Here is a 19,596-nt window from a genome sequence, read left to right as displayed (position 1 = left end):
CCGCCCCCGGGGGTGGCCGGCCGCCCCTGGCCCCCCCCCCCCGCCGCCCCCCGAACCCGTGGCCCCCCCCGGGCCCCCCCGGGGGACGACGACGGTTCGAGCGGGGGTGGACAGGCTGGGCGCACGTCCTTCCCGACCTCCCGCCGTGACCGCCAAGGAGCACCATGACCACCGACGCCAGCACGCCCGCGATCCCGGAGACGGCCCGCGAGGTCCGGCTCGCCCGCCACCTCGACGGCGCGATCACCCCCGGCCACTTCGACATCGCCGAGGTCCAGGTCAGGGAGCCCGGCCCCGGCGAGGTCCTGGTCCGCACCGACCACGTCTTCGTGGCCGCGGCCTACCAGGACCTGATGCGCCCCGACTGCCCGCTGCCCGTGCCGCCGTACCAGGTGGGCGGCCGGATCGGCGGCGGCGAGGTGGGGACGGTCGTGCGGTCCGCCGACCCCGGCCTGGCCGTCGGCGACGTCGTCCAGATGATGGCGGGCTGGGGCGAGTACACGACCGCGCCGGCCGACCGGTTCCACCGGCTCGACGCCGGACTCTTCCCCAGCTCGTCGTACTTCCTGAGCCAGGGGCCCACCGCCTACTACGGCATGGCCACCCTGGCGCAGGCGGGCCCGGGCGACGTGGTCTTCGTGTCGGGAGCGGCCGGCGGGGTGGGCTCGCTCGCCGGACAGATCGCGAAGTGCCGGGGCGCCTCCAAGGTGATCGGCAGCGCCGGCAGCAAGGAGAAGGTCGCCTACCTCGTCGACGAGCTCGGCTACGACGCCGCCTTCGACTACCACGACGGCCCGGTCCTCGACCAGCTGCGCGAGCTCGCGCCGAGCGGCATCGACGTCTTCTTCGACAACGTGGGCGGCGAGCAGTTCGAGGCCGCGGTGCAGGCGGCGGCCCCGCACGCCCGGTTCGCGCTCTGCGGCGCCCTGTCCGGGCAGATCGGCGGGACGGGCGGCCGGCCGCGCTTCGACCTCCTGACCGCCATCACCCGCCACATCGAGCTGCGGCCCTTCGCCACGTACCACACGCCCGAGCAGATCCAGGCGTGGACCGAGCACCTCGCGCGGTGGCTCTCCGAGGGCCGCTTCGTCTTCCCCCAGACCATCGTCGAGGGGGGCATCGAGCAGGCGCCGGGCGCGCTCCTCGACCTGCTCGCCGGCCGCCACCGGGGCAACGTCGCCGTGCGGTTCGCGGGCTGACGGACCCGGTCGACGTAGACCCGGTGGCGGAGACCCGGTGGCGGAGACCCGGTGGCGGAGACCCGGTACGGCCCCGTACCGGGTCTCCGTCTCCGGGAGGGCCGTCCCCGGGGAGGGCCGTCAGCGCGCGGGCGGCAGGGCGGTCGCCTCGACGCGGACCCGCAGCCGGCGGACCACCCGGTCCGCCGCGTCGTGGACCGTCGAGACGCCGTCGCCCGTGAAGGCGCGGCCGGCCAGCACCGCCGTCTGCGCGATCACCACCCGCCCCGCGCCGCGGCCGTCGTCCCCGGCCAGCGGCTCCACCACACGGAAGCCGAAGCGTCCGGCGCCGAGGTCCCACCAGACGCCCGTGCCCGTCCCGCCCTCCAGGAGCAGCGCCGTCCCGTCGGCGGCGAAGCGGAAGACACTCGTCGTCCACCGCCCCCGGCGTTCCACCCGAACGCTCCAACGCCCCACCGGCCCCGGCTCCGTCACGAACCCCGACTCCTTCCCAGGCCCCCGCCCCGGCTCCGTCACGGGCCCCGGCTCCGGCCCCGACTTCGTCTCGCTCTCCGCCATCCGGCCAGGGTCGGCCGCCCCGCTCGGGGCCGGCTCGACCGGCCCGCCGGGGCACGGACCGGGCCCGCTCCCGTCCCGGACGGCCGTGGCGCCGCTCGGGCCCCGGTCAAGCGCCGCTCGAGCCGCGCCCGGCACGGTGGTCCCATGAGAGTGCTCAGTCTGCGGACACTGAACCGGACCCTGCTGGCGCGGCAGTTCCTGCTGGAGCGGACCTCCCTCCCCGCGATCGACATCGTCCGGCACCTGGTCGCGATGCAGGCTCAGGAGCCCAACTGGCCCTATGTGGGCCTGTGGACGCGGGCCGAGGGCTTCGCCCACAAGGAGCTGACCGACCTGTACGAGGACCGTGCCGTGGTGCGCGGCACCATGGTGCGGCGCACCCAGCACCTGGCGGCCGCCGAGGACTTCGCGTGGCTGCGGCCCACCGTGCAGCCCGTCGTGCGCGGCGCTCTCGCCCACGGCTACTTCGCCCCCCACGTCGAGGGGCTGGACACGGAGGAGCTCGCCGCGGCGGGACGCGAGCTCATCCGCGGCGGCGATCTGACCCGCGCCGCACTGGGCCGGCGGCTCGGCGAACGCTTCGCCGGCCGTCACAGCGCCCGGCTCGCCTCCGTGGTGGAACTCCTGGAGCCCGTCGTGTACCCGCCGCCGAACGGGGTCTGGGGCGCCTGGGGCAACCGCACCACGACGCCGCTGGCGCTTGCCCACGACTGGACCGGCGTCCCGACGGCCCCCCGGCCGGATCCGCGCACCATGGTCACGCGCTACCTGGCCGCCTTCGGCCCGGCCGGCATCCTGGACGTCCAGGCGTGGTCGGGGCTGACCCGGCTGCGCGAGGTCGTCGAGTCCCTGCCGCTGCGGATGTTCCGCACCGTGGACGGCAAGGAGCTGTACGACCTCCCGGACGCGCCGGTCGCCGACGCCGAGACCCCGGCACCGGTGCGCTTCCTGCCCGCGTTCGACAACGCGGCGCTCGGGCACAAGGACCGCACGCGGCTGATCAGCGACGCCGACCGGCGGCGGATCGCCCCGGTCGCGGCGCTCGGCGTGCCGCTCCTCCTGGTGGACGGCTTCGTGCGCGGCTCCTGGTCGTTCAAGGACGGCGCCCTGCGGATCACCCCCTTCCGGCCGCTGGGCCGCGCCGAGGAGGACGCGGTGCTCGGCGAGGCGCGGTCGCTCTTCGGCTTCGTCGCCGGCACCGGGACGCGGGAGGACATCGCGGTCGAGGCCTGAGCCGTTCTCCATGGGCAGTCCAGCGGCGCGGGACAGCATCGGGGGTGCGCCGACCGGGCTCCACCGGGCGGGTACCTCCGGAAAGGGATCCGATGAGCAGAGAAAGTCTCGGCCAGATCTACACCCGTGCCGAGATCTACGAGGCCGTGTACCGGGCACGCCGCAAGGACTACCGGGCCGAGGCCGCCGAAGCGGAGTCCATCGCCCGCGAGTTCGGCACCGACCCCAAGTCCCTGCTGGACGTGGCCTGCGGCAACGGTCCTCACCTGCGGTACTTCCGCCAGAGCTTCGACGACGTCGAGGGCGTGGACGTCTCCGAGGACATGGTGCGGCTCGCCCGGCACAACCTGCCGGACGTCCCCGTCCACCAGGGCGACATGGCCGGCTTCCGGCTGGAGCGCACCTTCGACGTCATCACCTGCATGTTCAGCTCGGTCGGCTATCTGCGCGACACCGACGAGCTGGACGCCACGGCGGAGTCCTTCGTCCGCCACCTCAACCCGGGCGGTGTCGTCGTCCTGGAGCCGTGGTACTTCCCCGACACGTTCGTGCCCGGTCAGATCATGAGCACCCTGGCCACCGAGGGCGGGCGCACCATCTCGCGGATCTCGCACGCCACCCGGGAGGAGGGCGACATCGCGCGGGTGCTCGCGCACTACCTCGTCGCCGACTCCGCCTCGGGCGTGGAGCATTTCATCGACAGCCACGACCTGAAGCTCTTCACGCGCGAGGAGTACGAGTCGGCCTTCGAGCGGGCGGGCTGCACGGTGCACTACCGGGAGCGCGGGACGAAGGTCGGCATGTTCGCCGCCACCCTGGGGCACGCCCGGTGAACCACGGTGACTGAGCCGCCGCGTCCCGCCCGTGTCGCCGTCATCGGCGGCACCGGCTGGGTGGGCCGCCATCTGCTGGCCGCCTTCGCCGACCGGGGCCACGAGGTCCTCGCGCTGGCCCGCAACGACGCCGCCCACCTCCCGCCGGGCGCCTTCCGGCGGCTCGACCTGACCGCGGCCGGCCCCGACGCGCTCGCGGAGCTGCTGGACCGGGAGCGGGTCGGGATCGTCGTCAACGCCACCGACGGGGCCAACGCGACCGACGGCTGGGACCGCTCCGACGAGGAGATGACCGCCACGAACGTGCACGCCGTGGAGCGCCTGCTGGCGGCCCTGGCCCGGCTCCCCGGGCGACCGCGGCTGGTCCACCTGGGGTCGATGCACGAGTACGGGCCGGTCCCGGACGGCACCCTGATGGGCGAGTCGCTGACGCCCGCGCCGGTGAACGCCTACACCCGCAGCCGGCTGGCCGGGACCCGGTCCGTGCTGGACGCGGCCCGGGCCGGAACCGTGTCCGCGGTGGTGCTGCGGCTCGCCAACGTGTGCGGGCCGCATCCCTCCTCGGCGGCCTTCCTGGGGAAGCTGCTGTCCCGGCTGCGCGACGCGGCGGCGGGCGAGCGGGGGGTGCGGCTGACCGTCGCCGAGGGGGCCCGCCGGGACTTCGTCGACGTGCGCGACGTCGCGCGGGCCGTCGTGCTGGCCGCGGTGGCGCCGGTGGACGGACGTGCCGTCAACATCGGCAGCGGCACCGCGACCCCGGTCCCGGAGCTGGTGGACCTGTTCCTCGCCGTCACCGGCCTGCCGGCCGGGACCGTGCGAAGGGACCTGCGTCCCGTCGACGGCCTCGGCTCCGACTGGATGCGGGTCGACAACCGGCTCGCCGCGCGGCTGCTGGGCTGGTCGCCGCAGGTCCCGCTGCGCACCTCGCTCGTCGACATGTGGCGGAGCTGAGGGCACCACGACCGGACCCGGGGACTTCCGGTCGGGCAGGGCGCCACGACCGGACCCCGGGCCCTCCGGTCAGGCAGAGTGCCGCGACCGGACCCCGGGCCCTCCGGTCAGGCAGGGCACCTCGACCGGATCCGGGGCCCTCCGGTCAGGCAAGGCGCCACGACCGGACCCCGGGCCCTCCGGTCAGGCGTGGGGTCCGACCGTCACCCTGCCGAGGGTCAGTTCCGTCCGGCCCTCCAGGATCTCCCCGACCCGGGCCACCTGGGCGTCGAGTTCCTTGCGCAGGACGCCGGTCAGCGGGGTGATCTCCTCCACCGTGACGTGCAGCTTCCTGCCGGAGCGGCGCTGGTGCCAGACGCCGGCGACCTGCCCGTCGACGAGGAGGACCGGGAAGTTCCCCGCCTGGCCGGCGGCGAGGGCGCGTTCGGCCGCGGCGCCGGGGTAGAGCAGGTCGCGCGGCCGGCAGCCGACCACGTACGCGTCGAAGTACGGCAGCAGCACCAGGCCTCTGGGCGGGGCGTCGGGCACGGCGGTGTCCCCGGCGACCACCCAGGCCCGCTCGCCCGCCAGTTCCACCTCCTCCAGGGCGTCACCGAGCGAGGCGAACAGCTCGGTGGCCCAGCGGTTCGGGGCGGCCAGCCAGCGGGCGAAGTGCTGGGGCGTCGCGGGCCCGAAGGCGTGGAGGTACGAGGTCACGAGGGCGGCGAGGGCGGCGGGCCCCTCCTGCGGGGTGAAGCCGGGCAGCCAGCGGTGCGGGTTGGTGTACGTGACCTTGCGCCCGCGGGTCGGCCCGAAGCACAGCGCGCCGCGGTTGGCGGCGAGGTCCATGGCGGCCCTCCAGCGCGGCCACTTGCCCTGGAAGGCCTCCATGACCGGGTCGCCGGCCCAGGAGCCGGTGCGCTCCACGATGGCTTCCGTCAGTTCGTCGGCGGTGAGCTCCGCGTCCTCCAGGGAGTCCGCGACGGCGGCGACGACCTGGTCGATCTGGTCGGGGGTGAGCAGCTGCTGGCCGCCGCGGGCGTTGCCGGACGACGGCGGGAGGGCGGACAGCGCCCCCGTCCACATCGGCAGGTCGCGGGTGGGCAGCAGGTGCACGGTGCCGCGCGGCCCGTACGTCTTCACCAGGGTCCGCTCCGTCCACAGCGCCTCGCGCACGCCCACCCGGGTGGTCCCCGACAGCCGCAGTCCGACGGACAGTTCGGCCGCCGAGAGCACCTGGGCGTGCGCGCCGCACAGTCGGGTCACCACGTCCGCCGGGTCGGTGGCGGTGCCCGTCGGCATCAGCGAGCTGCGCTCCAGCCGCCGTGCGGACACCCCGGCCCACGGGAGAACGGGTACCTCTGCCGCACGGTCCTTCATGTTCTGCGCTCCTCCGGGTTCGACACCGACCGCCCACTATCGCGCACCGCGCTCGCGTCCGGCTCGAACGCGCAGCTGGAGCGGGGCTCCAGATCCCGTCGAGCGTCCGGTGGCACGGTCGCCGAAATCCCGACTGCGTAAGGACAGAGCCTGATGCGCATCATGTTCACGATCTGGCCGATGGCGGCGCACCTGTACCCCGCGGTGCCGCTCGCCCTGGCCCTGCAGAGCGCGGGCCACGAGGTGTGCGTCGCCTCCCACCCCCTGCTGACCGGCACGATCCGCGCGGCGGGCCTGACGGCGGTCGAGATCGGCACCGGCGACACCATGACCTCGCTGGACGGGGCCGAGGAGTTCATGCCCGGCGAGGAGGAGAGCGAGCGGCTGCTGGCGTTGCTGGCGGAGGATCCGGCGGACCGTCCGGCCGCGGAGATGTTCACCCTGTTCCTGGGGGCGGTGCGGATGTACAACACCGTCCCGGAGGGCGGGGCCGCGGCGCCGGGGGTGGACGACGTGGTGGCCTTCGCCCGCGCGTGGCAGCCGGATCTGGTGGTGTGGGAGCAGTGGCCGGCCGCCGCCGTGGCGGCGCGGTTGTGCGGGGCGGCGCACGCCCGGATCCTGTGCGGGCCGGACTACTGGGCCTGGGGCAGGGAGCGCATCCTCGCGGCGGGCGGCGCGGATCCGACGGCGGCCATCGTGGCGCCGATCGCCGAGCGGTACGGACTGGAGGTCGACGACGAGCTGGTGCTCGGCCAGTGGACCATCGATCCGACGCCGACCGCGCTGCGGCTGCCGGCCGTCGAGCCGAGGGTCGTGTCGGTGCGCCGGGTGCCCGTCTCGGGCGGCGCGGTGCTGCCGCGCTGGCTGCACCCGCGCCCGGAGCGTCCCCGGGTGGCGGTCTCCCTGGGGACGTCCGGGCGGGCGCTCGGGATCACCGACCGGGATCTGATCGCCGACGTCCTGGAGGCGGTCGGCGGCCTGGACGCCGAGGTGGTGGCGACCTTCGACGCGGAGCAGCTGGCGGGTCAGCGGGTCCCGGAGAACACCCGTACCGTCGACTTCGTGCCGCTCAGCCATCTGCTCGGCACCTGCTCCGCCGTGGTGCACCACGGGGGCGGCGGCACGTTCGCGGCGGCCGTGTCGCACCGGGTGCCGCAGCTGATCGAGACGAGCGGCGAGCTGGAGTGCGCCGCGTACGCCGACTACGTGACGAGCCGGGACGGCGGGCTCGCGGTGAACCACACCCGGCAGTCCCCCGAGGAGATCCGGCGGAGCATCGAGCGGCTGATCGAGGAGCCGGTCTTCCGCAAAGGCGCCGGCACGCTGCACGCCGAGTGGCTGGCGATGCCGGGGCCGGTGGACGTGGTCCCGACCCTGGAGCTGCTGGCCGCCCGGCACCGTACGGCGCCGCTGCCGCCCCGCTGAGCGTCCCGCGGGAGGAAAGGCCGTCGCCCGGACACCTTCGCGGGGTGTCCGGGCGACGGCCTTCGCGTGCGCGGTCAGAGGGTGACGGCCCCCGTGGTGAGCAGGGAGAGCAGTGTCCTGGCCTCCACGTCGACGTAGTGGCCGTGCCGGACGAGGGAGCCGAGCTGGCCGGGGGTGATCCAGTGGTAGCCCGGCGGCGGCCGGAGCGGTGCCTCGGTCTCGTCGCACTCCATGAAGAGGTACCGGCTCTCGGCGTTGAGGAACCGGCCGCCCTCCTCCGAGTGCAGCGCGGCGTAGCGGAAGCGGGCGGGGTCGGCGCGGAGCACCGTGTCCAGGAAGGGCGGCCGGTCCCGGGGGGCGAGATGGGCGTAGTTCTCCGGGGTGTACTGGACGGTGGGTCCGAGCTCGATGGTGTCGAGGAAGCCGGCCTCGACGCGGGCGTGCGCCAGCAGGTGGGGCACGCCGTCGAAGCGGCGGGTCAGGAAGGCGTTGACGCCGAGGCCCCGGGGTTCCAGGAGCGGCTGGGTCCAGCGGCTCACCTCCCTGCTGCCCGCCTCGACCGAGACGGCGACCACCCGGAAGTAGCGGTCGTCGGCGTGCCGGACGGCGTGCTCGTCCCGCGTCCAGCCGCGTACCCCGCCCAGCGGCACCAGCCCGGTGCGCACCTGGTGCCGGGAGCGTTCGCCGGCGATCCAGGAGAGCACCTCGGTGTCGGGATGCAGGGCCCCGGCCTCGTGCCGGGCGACGGGGGCGCAGGCCAGGACCGTGCGGGCGTCCATGTTCACGACGTTGTCCCGGCGCAGCAGCTCCCCGATCTGACCGAGGGTCAGCCAGCAGAAGTCCTCGTGCGGCGGGATGTCGTCGACGGTCTCGACGATCATGTTCCGGTTGGACTTCCGGTAGAACCACGAGCCCTGCTCGGACTGGAGGACGTCGGCGAGGACCCGGTGGGGCGCGGGGTGGACGAACCGCTCGATGTGGCGGACTCCGGCGCCCCGGTGCACCCGTGTGTAGTTGCTGCGGGTGGCCTGCACGGTCGGTGAGAGCTGGAGCAGGTTCCGGTTGCCCGGTTCCATCTTCGCCTGCATCAGGAAGTGCAGGACGCCGTCGAACTCCTTGGCCAGGAGGCCGAGGATCCCGACCTCGGGCTGTTCGATGACGGGCTGCTCCCACTCCGCGTCCGGGCCGTCGCCGACCCGGACGCGGAGTCCGCGCACGGTGAAGAAACGGCCGCTGCGGTGGCCGAGGTCGCCGGTGGCCGGGTCGAACCGCCAGCCGTCGAGGGCGGCGAAGGGGACGCGCTCCACGGCGAAGCGGTGGGCCCGGCCGCGGGCGGCCAGCCAGGCGTCGAACGCGTCGGTGCGCAGCTGGGCGCCGGCGTCGCGGACGGCGGCCGAGCGGGCGAGCCGGTCCGGGAGGTCCGTGTCCGTCCGCGGCCGCAGGAGCCGGACGGCCGTGCTCACGTGTCCCCTCCCGCCGGGGCGGGCCGGCGGGTCATTCCGCTTCCCCCCAGGTCACGGGCAGGCTGGTGAGGGTGTGGTTGATCTCGCCGGTGTGCCAGGGGAGTTCCCGCTCGGGCACGGCGAGCCGCAGGTCGGGGAAGCGGCGCAGGAGGCCTTCGAGGGCGATCTCCAGTTCCATGCGGCCCAGGTGCTTGCCGAGGCAGTGGTGGACGCCGTGGCCGAAGGAGATGTGCGGGTTGCGCTCCCGGTCCAGGTCGAGGCGGTCCGGGTCGGTGAAGACGGCCGGGTCGCGGTTGGCGGAGGCCAGGGCGAGCAGGACGGCGTCGCCCTCGGCGATGGTCACGCCCCCGATCTCGATGTCGGCGGCGGCGACCCGCGGGAAGCCGGTGGTGTCGGTGGCGAAGAGGTTGACGTGGCGGAGGAGTTCGTCGACCGCCCGGGGTATCAGGGCCGGGTCGGCGACGAGCCGGTCCCACTGGTCGCGGTGGTCGACGAGCAGGGCGAGGACGGAGTTGGCGAGCTGGTTGGCGGTGGTGTCGAAGCCGGCCCCGATGAGGGTGAAGCCGAAGGTGACGAGCTCCTCCTCGCTGAGGCGGTCGCCCTCGTCGCGCGCCGCGATCAGTTCGGAGAGCATGTCGTCGGTCGGGGTGGCCCGCTTGTCCGCGACCAGACCGACGATGTACTCGCTGAGCTTCGCGAGTCCGGCGAGGGACTCCTCGCCGCCCGCCCGGTCGTCGACGGTGGCGAAGGCGCGTGCCCACTTCTCGAAGTCGCGCAGGTCGGCCGGGGGTACGCCGAGCAGTTCGCCGATCACGGTGAGGGGCAGCGGCACCGCCAGGGCCTGGACGAGGTCGACCGGTCCGGTCTGGGCCTGCATCGCGTCGAGCAGTTCGTCGGCGACCTGCTGCACACCGGCCCGCATCCGCTCGACGCGGCGGAGCGTGAACGCGCCGGCCACCAGCTTGCGGAGCCGGGAGTGCTCGGGCGAGTCGAGCGAGATGATCATCTCGGGGGTGGTGTGCATGGTGCCGCCGACGCGCGGGGCGCCGGGTCCGCACGCCCTGGCGCGGCTGAGCCGGGGGTCGGCCGAGAGCTCGCGCACATGGTCGTAGCGCGTCACCAGCCAGGCGTCGACGCCGCCGGCGGTGCGCACGCGGACCACCGGCTCCTCGTCCCGCAGTTCCGCGTAGCGGGGGTCCGGCCCTCGGTAGGAGGAGCCCGGGAAGGGGAACAGATCGGTTTCTCGAGGGGCAGACACGCTTGACACCTCCGCTGTCGCCGCACGGCTCGGCGCGGTGCGCCCGTCCGCCGCCACGGCCCGTCTGGCATGGTCAGCCGCACGGTAGGAGGGGGTGCTCGAGCAGTGCTCGCCAGGCCCTCGGGCGGCGGCCGAGGCCCTGACGGGAGGTCCGGACGGTCGGGCCCGGGAGGGATGCCCGGACCTCGGGCGGTCGGACCCGGGGGAGGAACTGCCCGGACCTCGGGCGGTCCGGCCCGGGGAATGCCCCGGACCTCGGGCGGTCGGGCCCCGGGAGGGCGAACGCGCGCGGCGAGAGCCGTACCCGGGGTGGGTACGGCTCTCGCCGCGGGGGGGGGCCGCACGGAGTGGCGGGGCGGTGGGGAGCCGCCGGAGGTGTCAGGAGGGCCTCATCGGCCCGGGGACCCCTCCGCCACCGGTCGCTCCTTCGCCGGGGCGGCCGGGGTGCTCCCGACGGCCGCGGCGGCGGACTCGGGGTCGGCCGCCGCCTCCGGCTCCGCCGCCTCGTCGTCCGGGGTGCCGGCGCCGGTGTCCTCGCCCTCCGGCGCGGTCGGGCGGACGTGCTTGAGGAGGACGGCCACGAGGATCGCGGCGACCGCGATGAGCGCGGCGCTGACGGTGGCGTTGAGGTGCAGGCCCTCGGTGAAGGCGGAGCGCGCGGCGGCCGCGAGGGCGTCGCCGGTGTCGCCCGGCAGCTGCTCGGCGGCGGCGAGGGCCGCACCGAGCGTGTCCCTCGCCGCCTCGGCGGTCTGCCCGTCGATCCCGGCGGGCATGTTCTCGGCGAGGTCGCTCCGGTAGACGCCGGTGCCGATGCTGCCGAGGACGGCGACGCCGAGCGCGGTGCCGAACTCCTGGTTCGTCTCGGACATCGCGGAGGCGACGCCGGCCCGCTCGGGCGGCACGGCGCCCAGGATCATGTCGGTGCCCATGATGGTCATCGGGCCGATGCCGAGCGCGAAGATGACGTTGCCCGTGACCAGCAGGGCCAGCTGGCCGCCGTCGAGCTGGGTGTAGAGGGAGCAGCCGATCACACCGACGGCGAGGCCCGCCGCCATGACGTACGCCGGCCGGTACTTCTTGACCAGGGCGGGGGTGACGGCTCCGACGACCATCATGGCCGCCGTCTGCGGCAGGGTCCACAGACCCGCCTCGAACGGCGACATGCCGAGGATCAGCTGGAGGTACTGCGCCATGAACAGGAACATGCCGGCCATGGCGAACAGCACGAGGGTCATGGTGCCCAGCGAGGCGCTGAACTTCCGGTTGGCGAAGAGCTTGAGGTCCAGCAGGGGCGTCTCCAGCGACCGCTGCCGCAGGGCGAACGCACCGGCGAGCACCACGCCGACGGCGACGTAGACCAGCGGTGCGGCGGCGATGCCGTCCTTGGCGAGCTCCTTGACGCCGTACACCAGCGTGATCATGGCGCCGACCGAGAGCACGAGACTCAGCAGGTCGAGCCGGCCGGGGGCGGGGTCCTTGTACTCGGGCAGCAGCACCGGGGCCGTCACGAGCAGCAGCACCATGGCGGGCACGGCCATCAGGAAGACCGAGCCCCACCAGAAGTTCGTGAGGAAGGCCCCGCCGACCAGCGGACCGATGGACATGCCGACCATGAAGGCCGTCATCCACACGGCGATGGCGCTGGCCCGCTGCCCCGGGTCGTGGAACATGTTCCGGATCAGGGCCAGCGTGGAGGGCATCAGGGTGGCCCCGGCGATGCCGAGCAGGGCGCGCGCGGCGATCAGCGTCTCGGCGCTGTCCGCGTACGCGGCGATCACGGAGGCGACGCCGAAGGCCGCGGCGCCGATCAGCAGGAGCCGGCGGCGTCCGATGCGGTCACCGAGGCTGCCCATGGTGATGAGGAATCCGGCCACCAGGAAGGCGTAGATGTCCAGGATCCACAGCAGTTCGGAGCTGGTGGGGGCGAGGTCGGCGCTGAGGGCCGGCACCGCCAGGTACAGGACGGTCATGTCCATGGAGATCAGCATGGCCGGCAGTGCCAGGACCGCCAGCCCGATCCACTGCCGTCGCCCCGCCTTCGGCGGTGGGGCGGCGGAGGCGGCTACTTCTGTCATCAGAGATCCCAATCTGTCGCGTTGCCATCCCCCGTCGGCCGGGGCCCGCGCAGGGTCCCGGGAATCTCCATGAGACGGCCAGGCGCTTGAGCGCGGCTCGAGCGGGCGCGGATCCGGAACCGGCCACTCCATGCCTTTCGGCCAGGAAACGCCGCAGCCCGGGACCCCGCCGTGCGGCGGGGTCCCGGGCTGCGGCCGGCGGGTCAGCTCGGGTTGTGGATCTTGTCGGCCCACTGGGCGGAGTCGTGCGTGACGACCCGGGACCGGGTGAGCAGCGAGCCGTTCTCGCGGACGAGGACGTCCTCCACGACCGTGGTGGGCTCGAAGCTGACCTTGCCCTGGGCGTCGGTCATGCTCACCATCGCCTGGTAGCGGACCCCGACCGTCCCGTCCTCGGCCGGGGTGATCAGCATGCGGTCGAACCAGTACCGGTAGACGAGGCCGTCGTAGTACGCGATGTTCTCCTCGCGGGCGCGCCGGGCCGACGTCTCCTCGGCGCGCGGCTTCGAGGCGTCGCCGCGGCGGGCCGACATCTCCTTCAGCAGCTGCTCGCGGCCGTCGAACCGCCACCCGTAGGGGACGTGTTCGAGCGTGCAGTCCTCGGTGAAGGTCTCCAGGAACTCCACGAGCCTCCGCTCCTCCAGGAGCGGCATCTGGCTCGCGTAGAACTGCTGGACCTCCACGTACAGTTCGGGGGTCACGCGCTGTGCGGTGTGCGGTGTCGCCTGGGACACTGGGCTTCCTTTCCCTGGGTCGGACGGGCGGTACGGCGGTTCACCACGTGAGGGGAAGCCCCCACAACCCGTAGATCACCGCGCCCTCCTTGCGCGGGATCTCCAGGAAGGGCTTGTCCAGACGCAGGGTGGGGACCCGCTGGAAGAGCTTGCTCCACACGATCTCCAGCTCCAGCCGGGCGAGGTCGGCGCCGATGCAGTGGTGCACGCCGTGGCCGAACCCCAGGTGCTTGCGGCTGCCCCGGCTGATGATCAGCTTCTCCGGCTCGGGGAAGACCTCGGGGTCCCGGTTGGCCGCGAGGCCGAGGAAGAGGATGCCGTCGCCCTTGCGGATGACCTTGCCCGCGACCTCGATGTCCTCCAGCGCCACCCGGGGGATGGCGGTGTCGCCGATGGTCGCGATCCGGACCAGCTCCTCGACCGCCGGCCTGACCAGGGACGGGTCGTTCCTGAGCAGTTCCAGCTGGTCGGGGTTCTCCAGCAGGCAGGCGGTGCCCAGGGATATCTGGCTGGCCGTGGTCTCGTGGCCGCCGTTCATGAGCAGCCGGACCATGTTGAACAGGTCGCGGTCGGTGTACTCCTCGCCGGACGCCTCGTAGTCGGCCATCGCCCGGCTCAGCAGGTCGTCGCCCGGCTCCTTCTTCTTCCGCTGGATGAGGTCGCTGACGTACGCGTTGACCTCGACGATCGCGGCCTGCCGCTCCTCGGTGCTGCTGTGCCCGCCGAGCAGGGCGGTGCCGTGCTTGATGAAGAAGTCGTGCTGGTCCTGCGGGATGCCGAGCAGTTCGCAGATGACGGTCATCGGCACGGGCAGCGAGAACACCCGGTGGAAGTCGACCGGCGGCTTCATCGCGAGCATCTTGTCGATGTGCTCGTCGACGATCTCCTCGATCCGCGGACGCAGCCGCTTCACCTGCCTGCTGGTGAAGGTCAGGGCGGCCTTGCGCCGGGTCTTGGCGTGGTCCTCGCCGTCGTAGCCGATGAAGGAGGTCTCCGTGCGGTACTCGGGGGGCGCGATGAAGTAGAAGGGGAAGTTCGCGTGCTTGCGGGAGGCGCTGAGCCGCGGGTCGGTGAGCAGGTCGCGGATGGTGCGGTAGCCGGTGACGGTCCAGATGCGCAGCCCGGAGCCGTCCAGGGTCACCTGCGACACGTCCTCCTTCACCATCTCGTCGTACTCCGCGGGCGGGCTGAACGGGCAGGCGCGCGCGTAGGGGAACGTCTTCTCCCCGGCGTCGACGGCGGATTCGGCGGGAGCGGTCATCGTGATTCCCTTCGGGTCTGGGCGTGGTCCGCGGCTCAGGCGGGCTGGAACTGCCGGTGCTTCAGGTCGAATCCGGGGGCGGCCACGACGTCCGGAGTGAGCGAGCGGTCTCCGGTGGCCAGCAGCCTGCGGGTGATCATGTGGTCGGCGGGCCGGTTCACGGACTCCGCGCCGAGGAGCCGGCCGGCCCGGAAGCAGAAGACCGAGAAGCGTCCGCCGGCCGGGTCGCCCGCGGTCACCGTGCGGTCGTGGCCGTCGGTGACGCCCGCGATCTGGAGGCGCGCCCCGTACTGCTGGGTCCAGAACCAGGGCACGGCGTCGTACGTGGGCGCTCCGGCGGGATCGAGGATCGCCCCCGCGACGCACCGGGCCTGGTCCGCGGCGTTCTGCACGGACTCCAGGCGCAGGTGCCGGCGGGCGTGCGGGCTGGGGAACCGGGCGCAGTCGCCGATCGCGTGGACGAGCGGGTCGCTGGTACGCAGCCGGGCGTCGACCAGGACCCCGTCCCCCACCTCCAGGCCCGCGTCGGCGGCGAGCGCGGTGTTCGGCAGCACGCCGACGCCGGCCACCACCAGATCGGCCGCGATCCGCTCGCCGCTCGCCAGCTCGGCCACCTGTACGCGGCCGTTCTCGCCGTGCAGGGCGGCCAGCTCCTCGGAGAGCAGGACGCGCACCCCCCGCTCCGTGTGCAGTCCGGCGAGGTGGCGGGCCATGGGCTCGCTCACCGACCGGCCCATCAGGCGGTCCCGTGTCTCGACGACCGCGACCCGCACGCCCAGGGTCCGTGCGGCGGCGGCGACCTCGAGTCCGATGAACCCGCCGCCGACCACCAGCAGGTCCCCGGTGCCGGCCAGGGCGGCGCGCAGAGCGCGCGCGTCGGCGAGGGTGCGCAGGGCCAGGACGCCCGCGAGGTCCGCGCCCGGGACCGACAGCCTGCGCGGGCGAGCGCCGGTGGCGAGCACGAGGTGGTCGTAGGACAGCTCGCGGCCGGAGGCCAGGAGCAGCCGCCGCGCGTCCCGGTCGATCCGCACCGCGCGCTCGCCGGTCATCAGCTCGATGCCCTGGGCGGTGTGGAAGGACTCCGGTCGCAGTTCGAGGTCCTCGGCCGCCGGTTCGGCCAGCAGGTACTCCTTGGACAGCAGGGGTTTCCGGTAGGGCGGCTCCGGCTCGTCGCCGAGCAGGACGATCCGGCCGGTGAAGCCGCGGGAGCGCAGGGCGGCCGCGACGTCGGAGCCCGCCTGCCCGGCGCCCACGACGACCACCGTCGGGAGCGCCATCAGCTCTGCGCCGTCGGCAGGTCCACCACGAGCCCGTCGAGCTCGTCGCCGATCGGCAGCCGGCAGCTGAGCCGGCTGTTCTCGCGGCGCGGGGAGGCGGTGCCGTAGAGCACGTCGTCCTCGACCTCGTCCATCTCCGGCAGGACGACCGGGCTGCTCGTGTCCACGTAGACGTGGCAGGTGCCGCACTGGGCCGAGCCGCCGCACTGGGCCTCGATCCCGTCGATGTTGTTGAGCTTCGCGCCGCGCATCACCGTGTTGGGCGCCGGCACGTCGACGACGGTGACCGTGCCGTCGGGATGCCGGTAGGTGATCTTGGCCATGGCACTCTCCTCGATGAACGTCGACAGGCCGCGGATGGGTGCCACGACTCTGCCGACCCGAACTGGGGTGCGCCTTGAGACGTTCTCGAACACCGGCTCCCTCGCGCCGCCCCGCTGTACCGGGTGCCGGTCCGCAGCCCGGACGACCGGCCGCGCGTACGCGGGGGCGCCCGGAGACCAGTCGGCCGCAGCCCGCCCCCGGACGACCGGCCGCGCGCACGCAGGGGCGCCCGCCGCCCGCACCCCGGACGACCGGCCGCGCGTACGCAGGGGCGCCCGGGGAGCAGTCGCCCGCCGCCCGCACCCGCGCCCCGCTCCACCCGGCCGCGACCCGGCCCCGACACGCCGTCGACGCGTCCCGGGCACCTTCCCTCCCCATGACCGCTCCCCCCGTGCAGCTCCCCGCGACCGCCCGCGCCCCCGCCCGGCGGACCGGCCTGATCCTGGCCGCCTGCTGCGTCAGCCAGTTCATGACCGTGCTGGACGCCTCGGTCGTCAACGTGGCCCTTCCGGTGATCGCCGACGAGCTCCGCTTCTCCCGCGCCGGACTCCAGTGGGTGAACAGCGCCTACACCCTCGCCGTCTGCGGGTTCCTGCTGCTCGGCGGGCGGCTGGCCGACCTCTACGGGCAGCGCCGGATGTTCCTCTGCGGCATCGGCCTGTTCACCGCGGCCAGCGCGGTCGGCGGCTTCGCGGGCGACCCCGCCCTGCTCGTCATGGCCCGCGCCTTCCAGGGCCTGGGGGCCGCCGTGATGACGCCCGCGACCCTGGCGGTGCTCGGCACCACCTTCACCGGGCCCGCCGAACGGGCCCGCGCCTACGGAGCGTGGGGAGCCGCCTCCGGCGCGGCCGGTGCCGCCGGGGTCCTGCTCGGCGGCGTGATCGCCCAGTGGTTCTCCTGGCGCTGGAGCCTGTGGATCAACGTACCCATCGGCCTGGCCCTCTTCGCGGCCGTACGCTGCGGCGTGCCGGCCACCCCGGGCCGCGACCGCGTCCGGCTCGACCTGGCCGGCGCGGCCACCGTGACGCTCGGCCTGATGGCCCTCGTGTACGGGATCGCGGAGTCGCCCGCGCGGGGCTGGGGCGATCCGTGGACGGTCGGCTCGCTGGCCGCCGCCGCCGTCCTGCTCGCCGCCTTCCTGACGCTCCAGGCCCGCCCCGGCCGTCAGCCCCTCGTCCCCCTCGGCATCTTCCGCAACCGCACGGTCAGCGCGGCGAACCTGGTGGCCTTCTTCAGTATCGCCGCCCTGTTCAGCACCTTCTACTTCCTCACCCTCACGCTTCAACAGGTCCTCGGATACAGCCCGTTGGAGACCGGACTCAGCTATCTGCCGCTCTCGCTCGGCATCGCCGCGGGCGGCTTCGGCATCGCCCCGCACCTGCCGCGCCTCGGCCCCAGGCCGGTCCTGCTCACCGGGCTCACGGCCGCGTCCTGCGGACTGCTCTGGCTGTCGGCGGCCGGGCCGGACGCCACGTTCGCCGCCGACCTGCTCGGCCCCACCCTGCTGCTCGGCGTCGGCATGGGCGCGGTGATCAACGCGACGACGAACGCGGCGACCCACGGCCTCCCCGTCCACCAGGCGGGACTCGCCTCCGGGCTGCTCAACACCACCCGCCAGCTGGGCAGCGCGCTCGGCCTCGTCGTCCTCGCCACGCTGTCCGGCGCGCGCATCTCCGACGGCCTCGCCGCGGGGAGGAGCGCGGTGGACGCCTCGTCCGCCGGATACGGCCTGGCCCTGTCCACCGCCGCCCTGTTCACCGCCGCCGCGCTGCCGGCCGCGCTGGCCGTCCCGGTCAGGAGAGGTTCCAGACCCTCTCGAGGCGGCGCCCCCAAGCTGTCCGCCTGACAAGGAACGGAGACCCACCGTGGCCCTCACGACCGAACGGTCGCACCCGCCCCTCCCCGACGCCCTGCGCGCGTTCCACGCCCAGCGCCCGGTCTGGACGCCCGAGACGGACGCCGACGGCAGCCGCGAACGGGCGGTCATCGAGGTCCCCCGCGACTACGCCGACCCCGACGGCCCCCGGCTCACCCTCGCGCTCTCCCGCCACCGCGCCACCGATCCGGACCGCCGGCGCGGCGTCCTGCTCTCCCTCAACGGCGGCCCCGGGGGCGACTGGGGGCTCGGCCGCCGCCTCGCGGACCGGTTCGTCGGCACGGCGCCGCACGAGGTGTACGACCTGGTCGGCTTCGACCCGCGGGGCCTCGGCGACTCCACCCGCCTGTACGCCGAAGTCACCGTCCCCAAGGCGCCGTTCGACTCCCGGCCGCCCGACGAGGACTTCGCGCTGATCGCCGAGGACATGCGCCTCAGGGAGCTCGGGTGCCTGCGCGGCGGCGGCGAGCTGCGCCCGCACATCAGCACCCGCAACATCGCCCGGGACCTGGACGTCATCCGCGCCGTGCTCGGCGAGGAGAGGATCAGCTACGTCGGCTACGCCTACGGGACCTCGGTGGGCGCCGCGTACGCCACGCTGTTCCCCGAGCGCCTGGACCGCAGCGTGCTCGACTCCTGCGTCAACCCCGACTGGTCCTGGTACGAGCAGTTCCTCTCGCAGGGCGACGCGATCCGGCGCAACGTCGACCGGTGGGCCCGCTGGGCGGGCGAGCGGCACGGCCGCTTCGGTCTCGGCCGGACGCCGGACGAGGTCCTGGGGACCGTCGAGGACGTCGCCGCCCAGCTGGAGCGGAAGGCGGAGACCCCGCATCTGCGGACCCTGCTCGACGGGGCGATGGGGTACCGCACGGCGGACCGCGCCCAGTGGGAGGACCTGGGCGACCTGATCGGGACCCTGCGCGCGGCGACCGCGTCCGACGACCTCGACCGGGCGAAGGAAGCCCTGTCGGGGCAGCGCCTGTGGCGGCCCTCGGACAACGAGGGCGAGCTGCGGAGCGGCGTCCTGGACGCGATCACCCTGGAGGACGACTGGCCCACCGACCTGGAGGGCTACTACGCCACCATGCGGGACTACCGCACCCGCTACCCGTACGGCTACGGGGTGCTGCGCGCCCAGCCGTGGGTCGGCACCTTCCGCACCTTCACCGCGCCCGAACCGACGGTGACCGTCACGGGCGGCGACTTCCCCGTCGGGATCGTCGTGCAGTCCGAGGGCGACATCATGGACCACTACGCCGGCGGGGTCGCGATGGCCGAGCGACTGGGCCACCACCTGATCACCGTGGCGGACTCCGGCGAGCACGAGATCTACGTCCTCGGCGCGAACCGGCGGGTCGACACCCTGGTCGACGCCTACCTCACCCGAGGCGAACTGCCCCCGGCACGGACCACCGTCGCCGGCGCCGCACCGCGCCCCGCCGTCTCCCCCGACGCCCCGGACACACCCGACGCGCCCGACGCACCCCTCACCACCGACCTCCCGGACCTCCCCGGCTCCCCCGGCCTCCCCGCACAGATTCGGAGCACCCACCCGTGACGACACCGGCGAACCACCAGGATTTCAAGGTCGCGGATCTGTCCCTCGCCGCTTTCGGCCGTAAGGAGATCACTCTCGCCGAGCACGAGATGCCCGGCCTGATGGCGATCCGCCGCGAGTACGCCCAGGCCCGGCCGCTCGCCGGCGCCCGGATCACCGGATCCCTCCACATGACCGTGCAGACCGCCGTCCTCATCGAGACCCTCGTCGCC

At 74.1% G+C, this 19,596-nt stretch carries 17 protein-coding genes; 8 read left to right on the top strand and 9 right to left on the bottom strand.

Annotated elements, in window-relative coordinates:
- The first annotated feature begins 164 nt into the window (after positions 1-164).
- Complete coding sequence (locus ACF1BN_RS33445; RefSeq protein ID WP_392335349.1) at positions 165-1,199, top strand: zinc-binding dehydrogenase; 1,035 nt, start codon at positions 165-167, stop codon at positions 1,197-1,199.
- 120 nt (positions 1,200-1,319) lie between these two features.
- On the opposite strand, the gene ACF1BN_RS33440 is transcribed toward ACF1BN_RS33445, so the two are convergent.
- Positions 1,320-1,673 carry a hypothetical protein gene (locus ACF1BN_RS33440; RefSeq protein WP_392335348.1) on the bottom strand — a complete coding sequence of 118 codons (354 nt, stop codon included), beginning with the start codon at positions 1,671-1,673 and terminating at the stop codon, positions 1,320-1,322.
- 228 nt (positions 1,674-1,901) lie between these two features.
- Here ACF1BN_RS33440 and ACF1BN_RS33435 point away from each other — a divergent pair, with 228 nt between their 5' ends.
- The 3 genes from ACF1BN_RS33435 to ACF1BN_RS33425 all read left to right on the top strand — a co-directional run bounded on the left by ACF1BN_RS33435 (position 1,902) and on the right by ACF1BN_RS33425 (position 4,774).
- Positions 1,902-2,990, top strand: coding sequence for a winged helix DNA-binding domain-containing protein (locus ACF1BN_RS33435; RefSeq protein ID WP_392335347.1), 1,089 nt, complete (start codon positions 1,902-1,904; stop codon positions 2,988-2,990).
- Positions 2,991-3,082: 92 nt separating this feature from the next.
- Positions 3,083-3,823: a class I SAM-dependent methyltransferase gene (locus ACF1BN_RS33430; RefSeq protein ID WP_392335346.1), complete on the top strand. Its 741-nt coding sequence runs from the start codon at positions 3,083-3,085 to the stop codon at positions 3,821-3,823.
- A gap of 6 nt (positions 3,824-3,829) precedes the next feature.
- Positions 3,830-4,774, top strand: a complete 945-nt coding sequence (locus ACF1BN_RS33425; protein ID WP_392335345.1) for an NAD-dependent epimerase/dehydratase family protein — start codon at positions 3,830-3,832, stop codon at positions 4,772-4,774.
- A 183-nt stretch (positions 4,775-4,957) separates the two neighbouring features.
- Here ACF1BN_RS33425 and ACF1BN_RS33420 read toward each other — a convergent pair whose 3' ends face one another.
- On the bottom strand, positions 4,958-6,133 hold the full coding sequence (locus ACF1BN_RS33420; protein WP_392335344.1) for a winged helix DNA-binding domain-containing protein: 1,176 nt from the start codon (positions 6,131-6,133) through the stop codon (positions 4,958-4,960).
- Between the two features lie 153 nt (positions 6,134-6,286).
- Between ACF1BN_RS33420 and ACF1BN_RS33415 the strand changes: the two genes are divergently transcribed.
- A complete protein-coding gene (locus ACF1BN_RS33415; RefSeq protein WP_387280249.1) occupies positions 6,287-7,558 on the top strand; it encodes a glycosyltransferase in 1,272 nt (423 codons plus the stop codon).
- Between the two features lie 74 nt (positions 7,559-7,632).
- Here the strand turns inward: ACF1BN_RS33415 and ACF1BN_RS33410 are convergent, their stop codons facing one another.
- The 7 genes from ACF1BN_RS33410 to ACF1BN_RS33380 all read right to left on the bottom strand — a co-directional run bounded on the left by ACF1BN_RS33410 (position 7,633) and on the right by ACF1BN_RS33380 (position 15,949).
- Positions 7,633-9,021 carry an NDP-hexose 2,3-dehydratase family protein gene (locus ACF1BN_RS33410; protein WP_392335343.1) on the bottom strand — a complete coding sequence of 463 codons (1,389 nt, stop codon included), beginning with the start codon at positions 9,019-9,021 and terminating at the stop codon, positions 7,633-7,635.
- Positions 9,022-9,052: 31 nt separating this feature from the next.
- The gene (locus ACF1BN_RS33405; RefSeq protein WP_387280245.1) at positions 9,053-10,279 is read right to left on the bottom strand and encodes a cytochrome P450; all 1,227 of its coding nucleotides are present in this window, start codon (positions 10,277-10,279) and stop codon (positions 9,053-9,055) included.
- Between the two features lie 389 nt (positions 10,280-10,668).
- Positions 10,669-12,354 (bottom strand): MFS transporter, encoded by a 1,686-nt coding sequence (locus ACF1BN_RS33400; RefSeq protein WP_392335342.1) that lies wholly within the window; start codon positions 12,352-12,354, stop codon positions 10,669-10,671.
- Positions 12,355-12,557: 203 nt separating this feature from the next.
- On the bottom strand, positions 12,558-13,088 hold the full coding sequence (locus ACF1BN_RS33395; RefSeq protein WP_392335341.1) for a nuclear transport factor 2 family protein: 531 nt from the start codon (positions 13,086-13,088) through the stop codon (positions 12,558-12,560).
- Positions 13,089-13,128: 40 nt separating this feature from the next.
- Positions 13,129-14,349, bottom strand: coding sequence for a cytochrome P450 (locus tag ACF1BN_RS33390; RefSeq protein WP_392335340.1), 1,221 nt, complete (start codon positions 14,347-14,349; stop codon positions 13,129-13,131).
- Between the two features lie 35 nt (positions 14,350-14,384).
- The gene (locus ACF1BN_RS33385) at positions 14,385-15,626 is read right to left on the bottom strand and encodes an NAD(P)/FAD-dependent oxidoreductase (protein WP_392335339.1); all 1,242 of its coding nucleotides are present in this window, start codon (positions 15,624-15,626) and stop codon (positions 14,385-14,387) included.
- On the bottom strand, positions 15,626-15,949 hold the full coding sequence (locus tag ACF1BN_RS33380; protein WP_387280219.1) for a 2Fe-2S iron-sulfur cluster-binding protein: 324 nt from the start codon (positions 15,947-15,949) through the stop codon (positions 15,626-15,628). Before ACF1BN_RS33380 ends, ACF1BN_RS33385 begins: the two co-directional genes overlap by 1 nt.
- Positions 15,950-16,326: 377 nt before the next feature.
- Here ACF1BN_RS33380 and ACF1BN_RS33375 point away from each other — a divergent pair, with 377 nt between their 5' ends.
- From ACF1BN_RS33375 to ACF1BN_RS33365, 3 genes are all read left to right on the top strand, one after another.
- Positions 16,327-17,796, top strand: a complete 1,470-nt coding sequence (locus ACF1BN_RS33375; RefSeq protein WP_392335338.1) for an MFS transporter — start codon at positions 16,327-16,329, stop codon at positions 17,794-17,796.
- Positions 17,797-17,815: 19 nt separating this feature from the next.
- Complete coding sequence (locus ACF1BN_RS33370; protein WP_392335337.1) at positions 17,816-19,384, top strand: alpha/beta fold hydrolase; 1,569 nt, start codon at positions 17,816-17,818, stop codon at positions 19,382-19,384.
- A partial coding sequence (locus ACF1BN_RS33365; protein ID WP_392335336.1) for an adenosylhomocysteinase occupies positions 19,381-19,596 on the top strand: 216 nt, incomplete at its 3' end. The genes ACF1BN_RS33370 and ACF1BN_RS33365, both read left to right, overlap by 4 nt.

Origin of the sequence: Streptomyces sp. NPDC014861, from assembly GCF_043081625.1 — a bacterium.
GTDB lineage: Bacteria > Actinomycetota > Actinomycetes > Streptomycetales > Streptomycetaceae > Streptomyces.
This window is presented reverse-complemented; position numbering and strand designations above follow the sequence as displayed.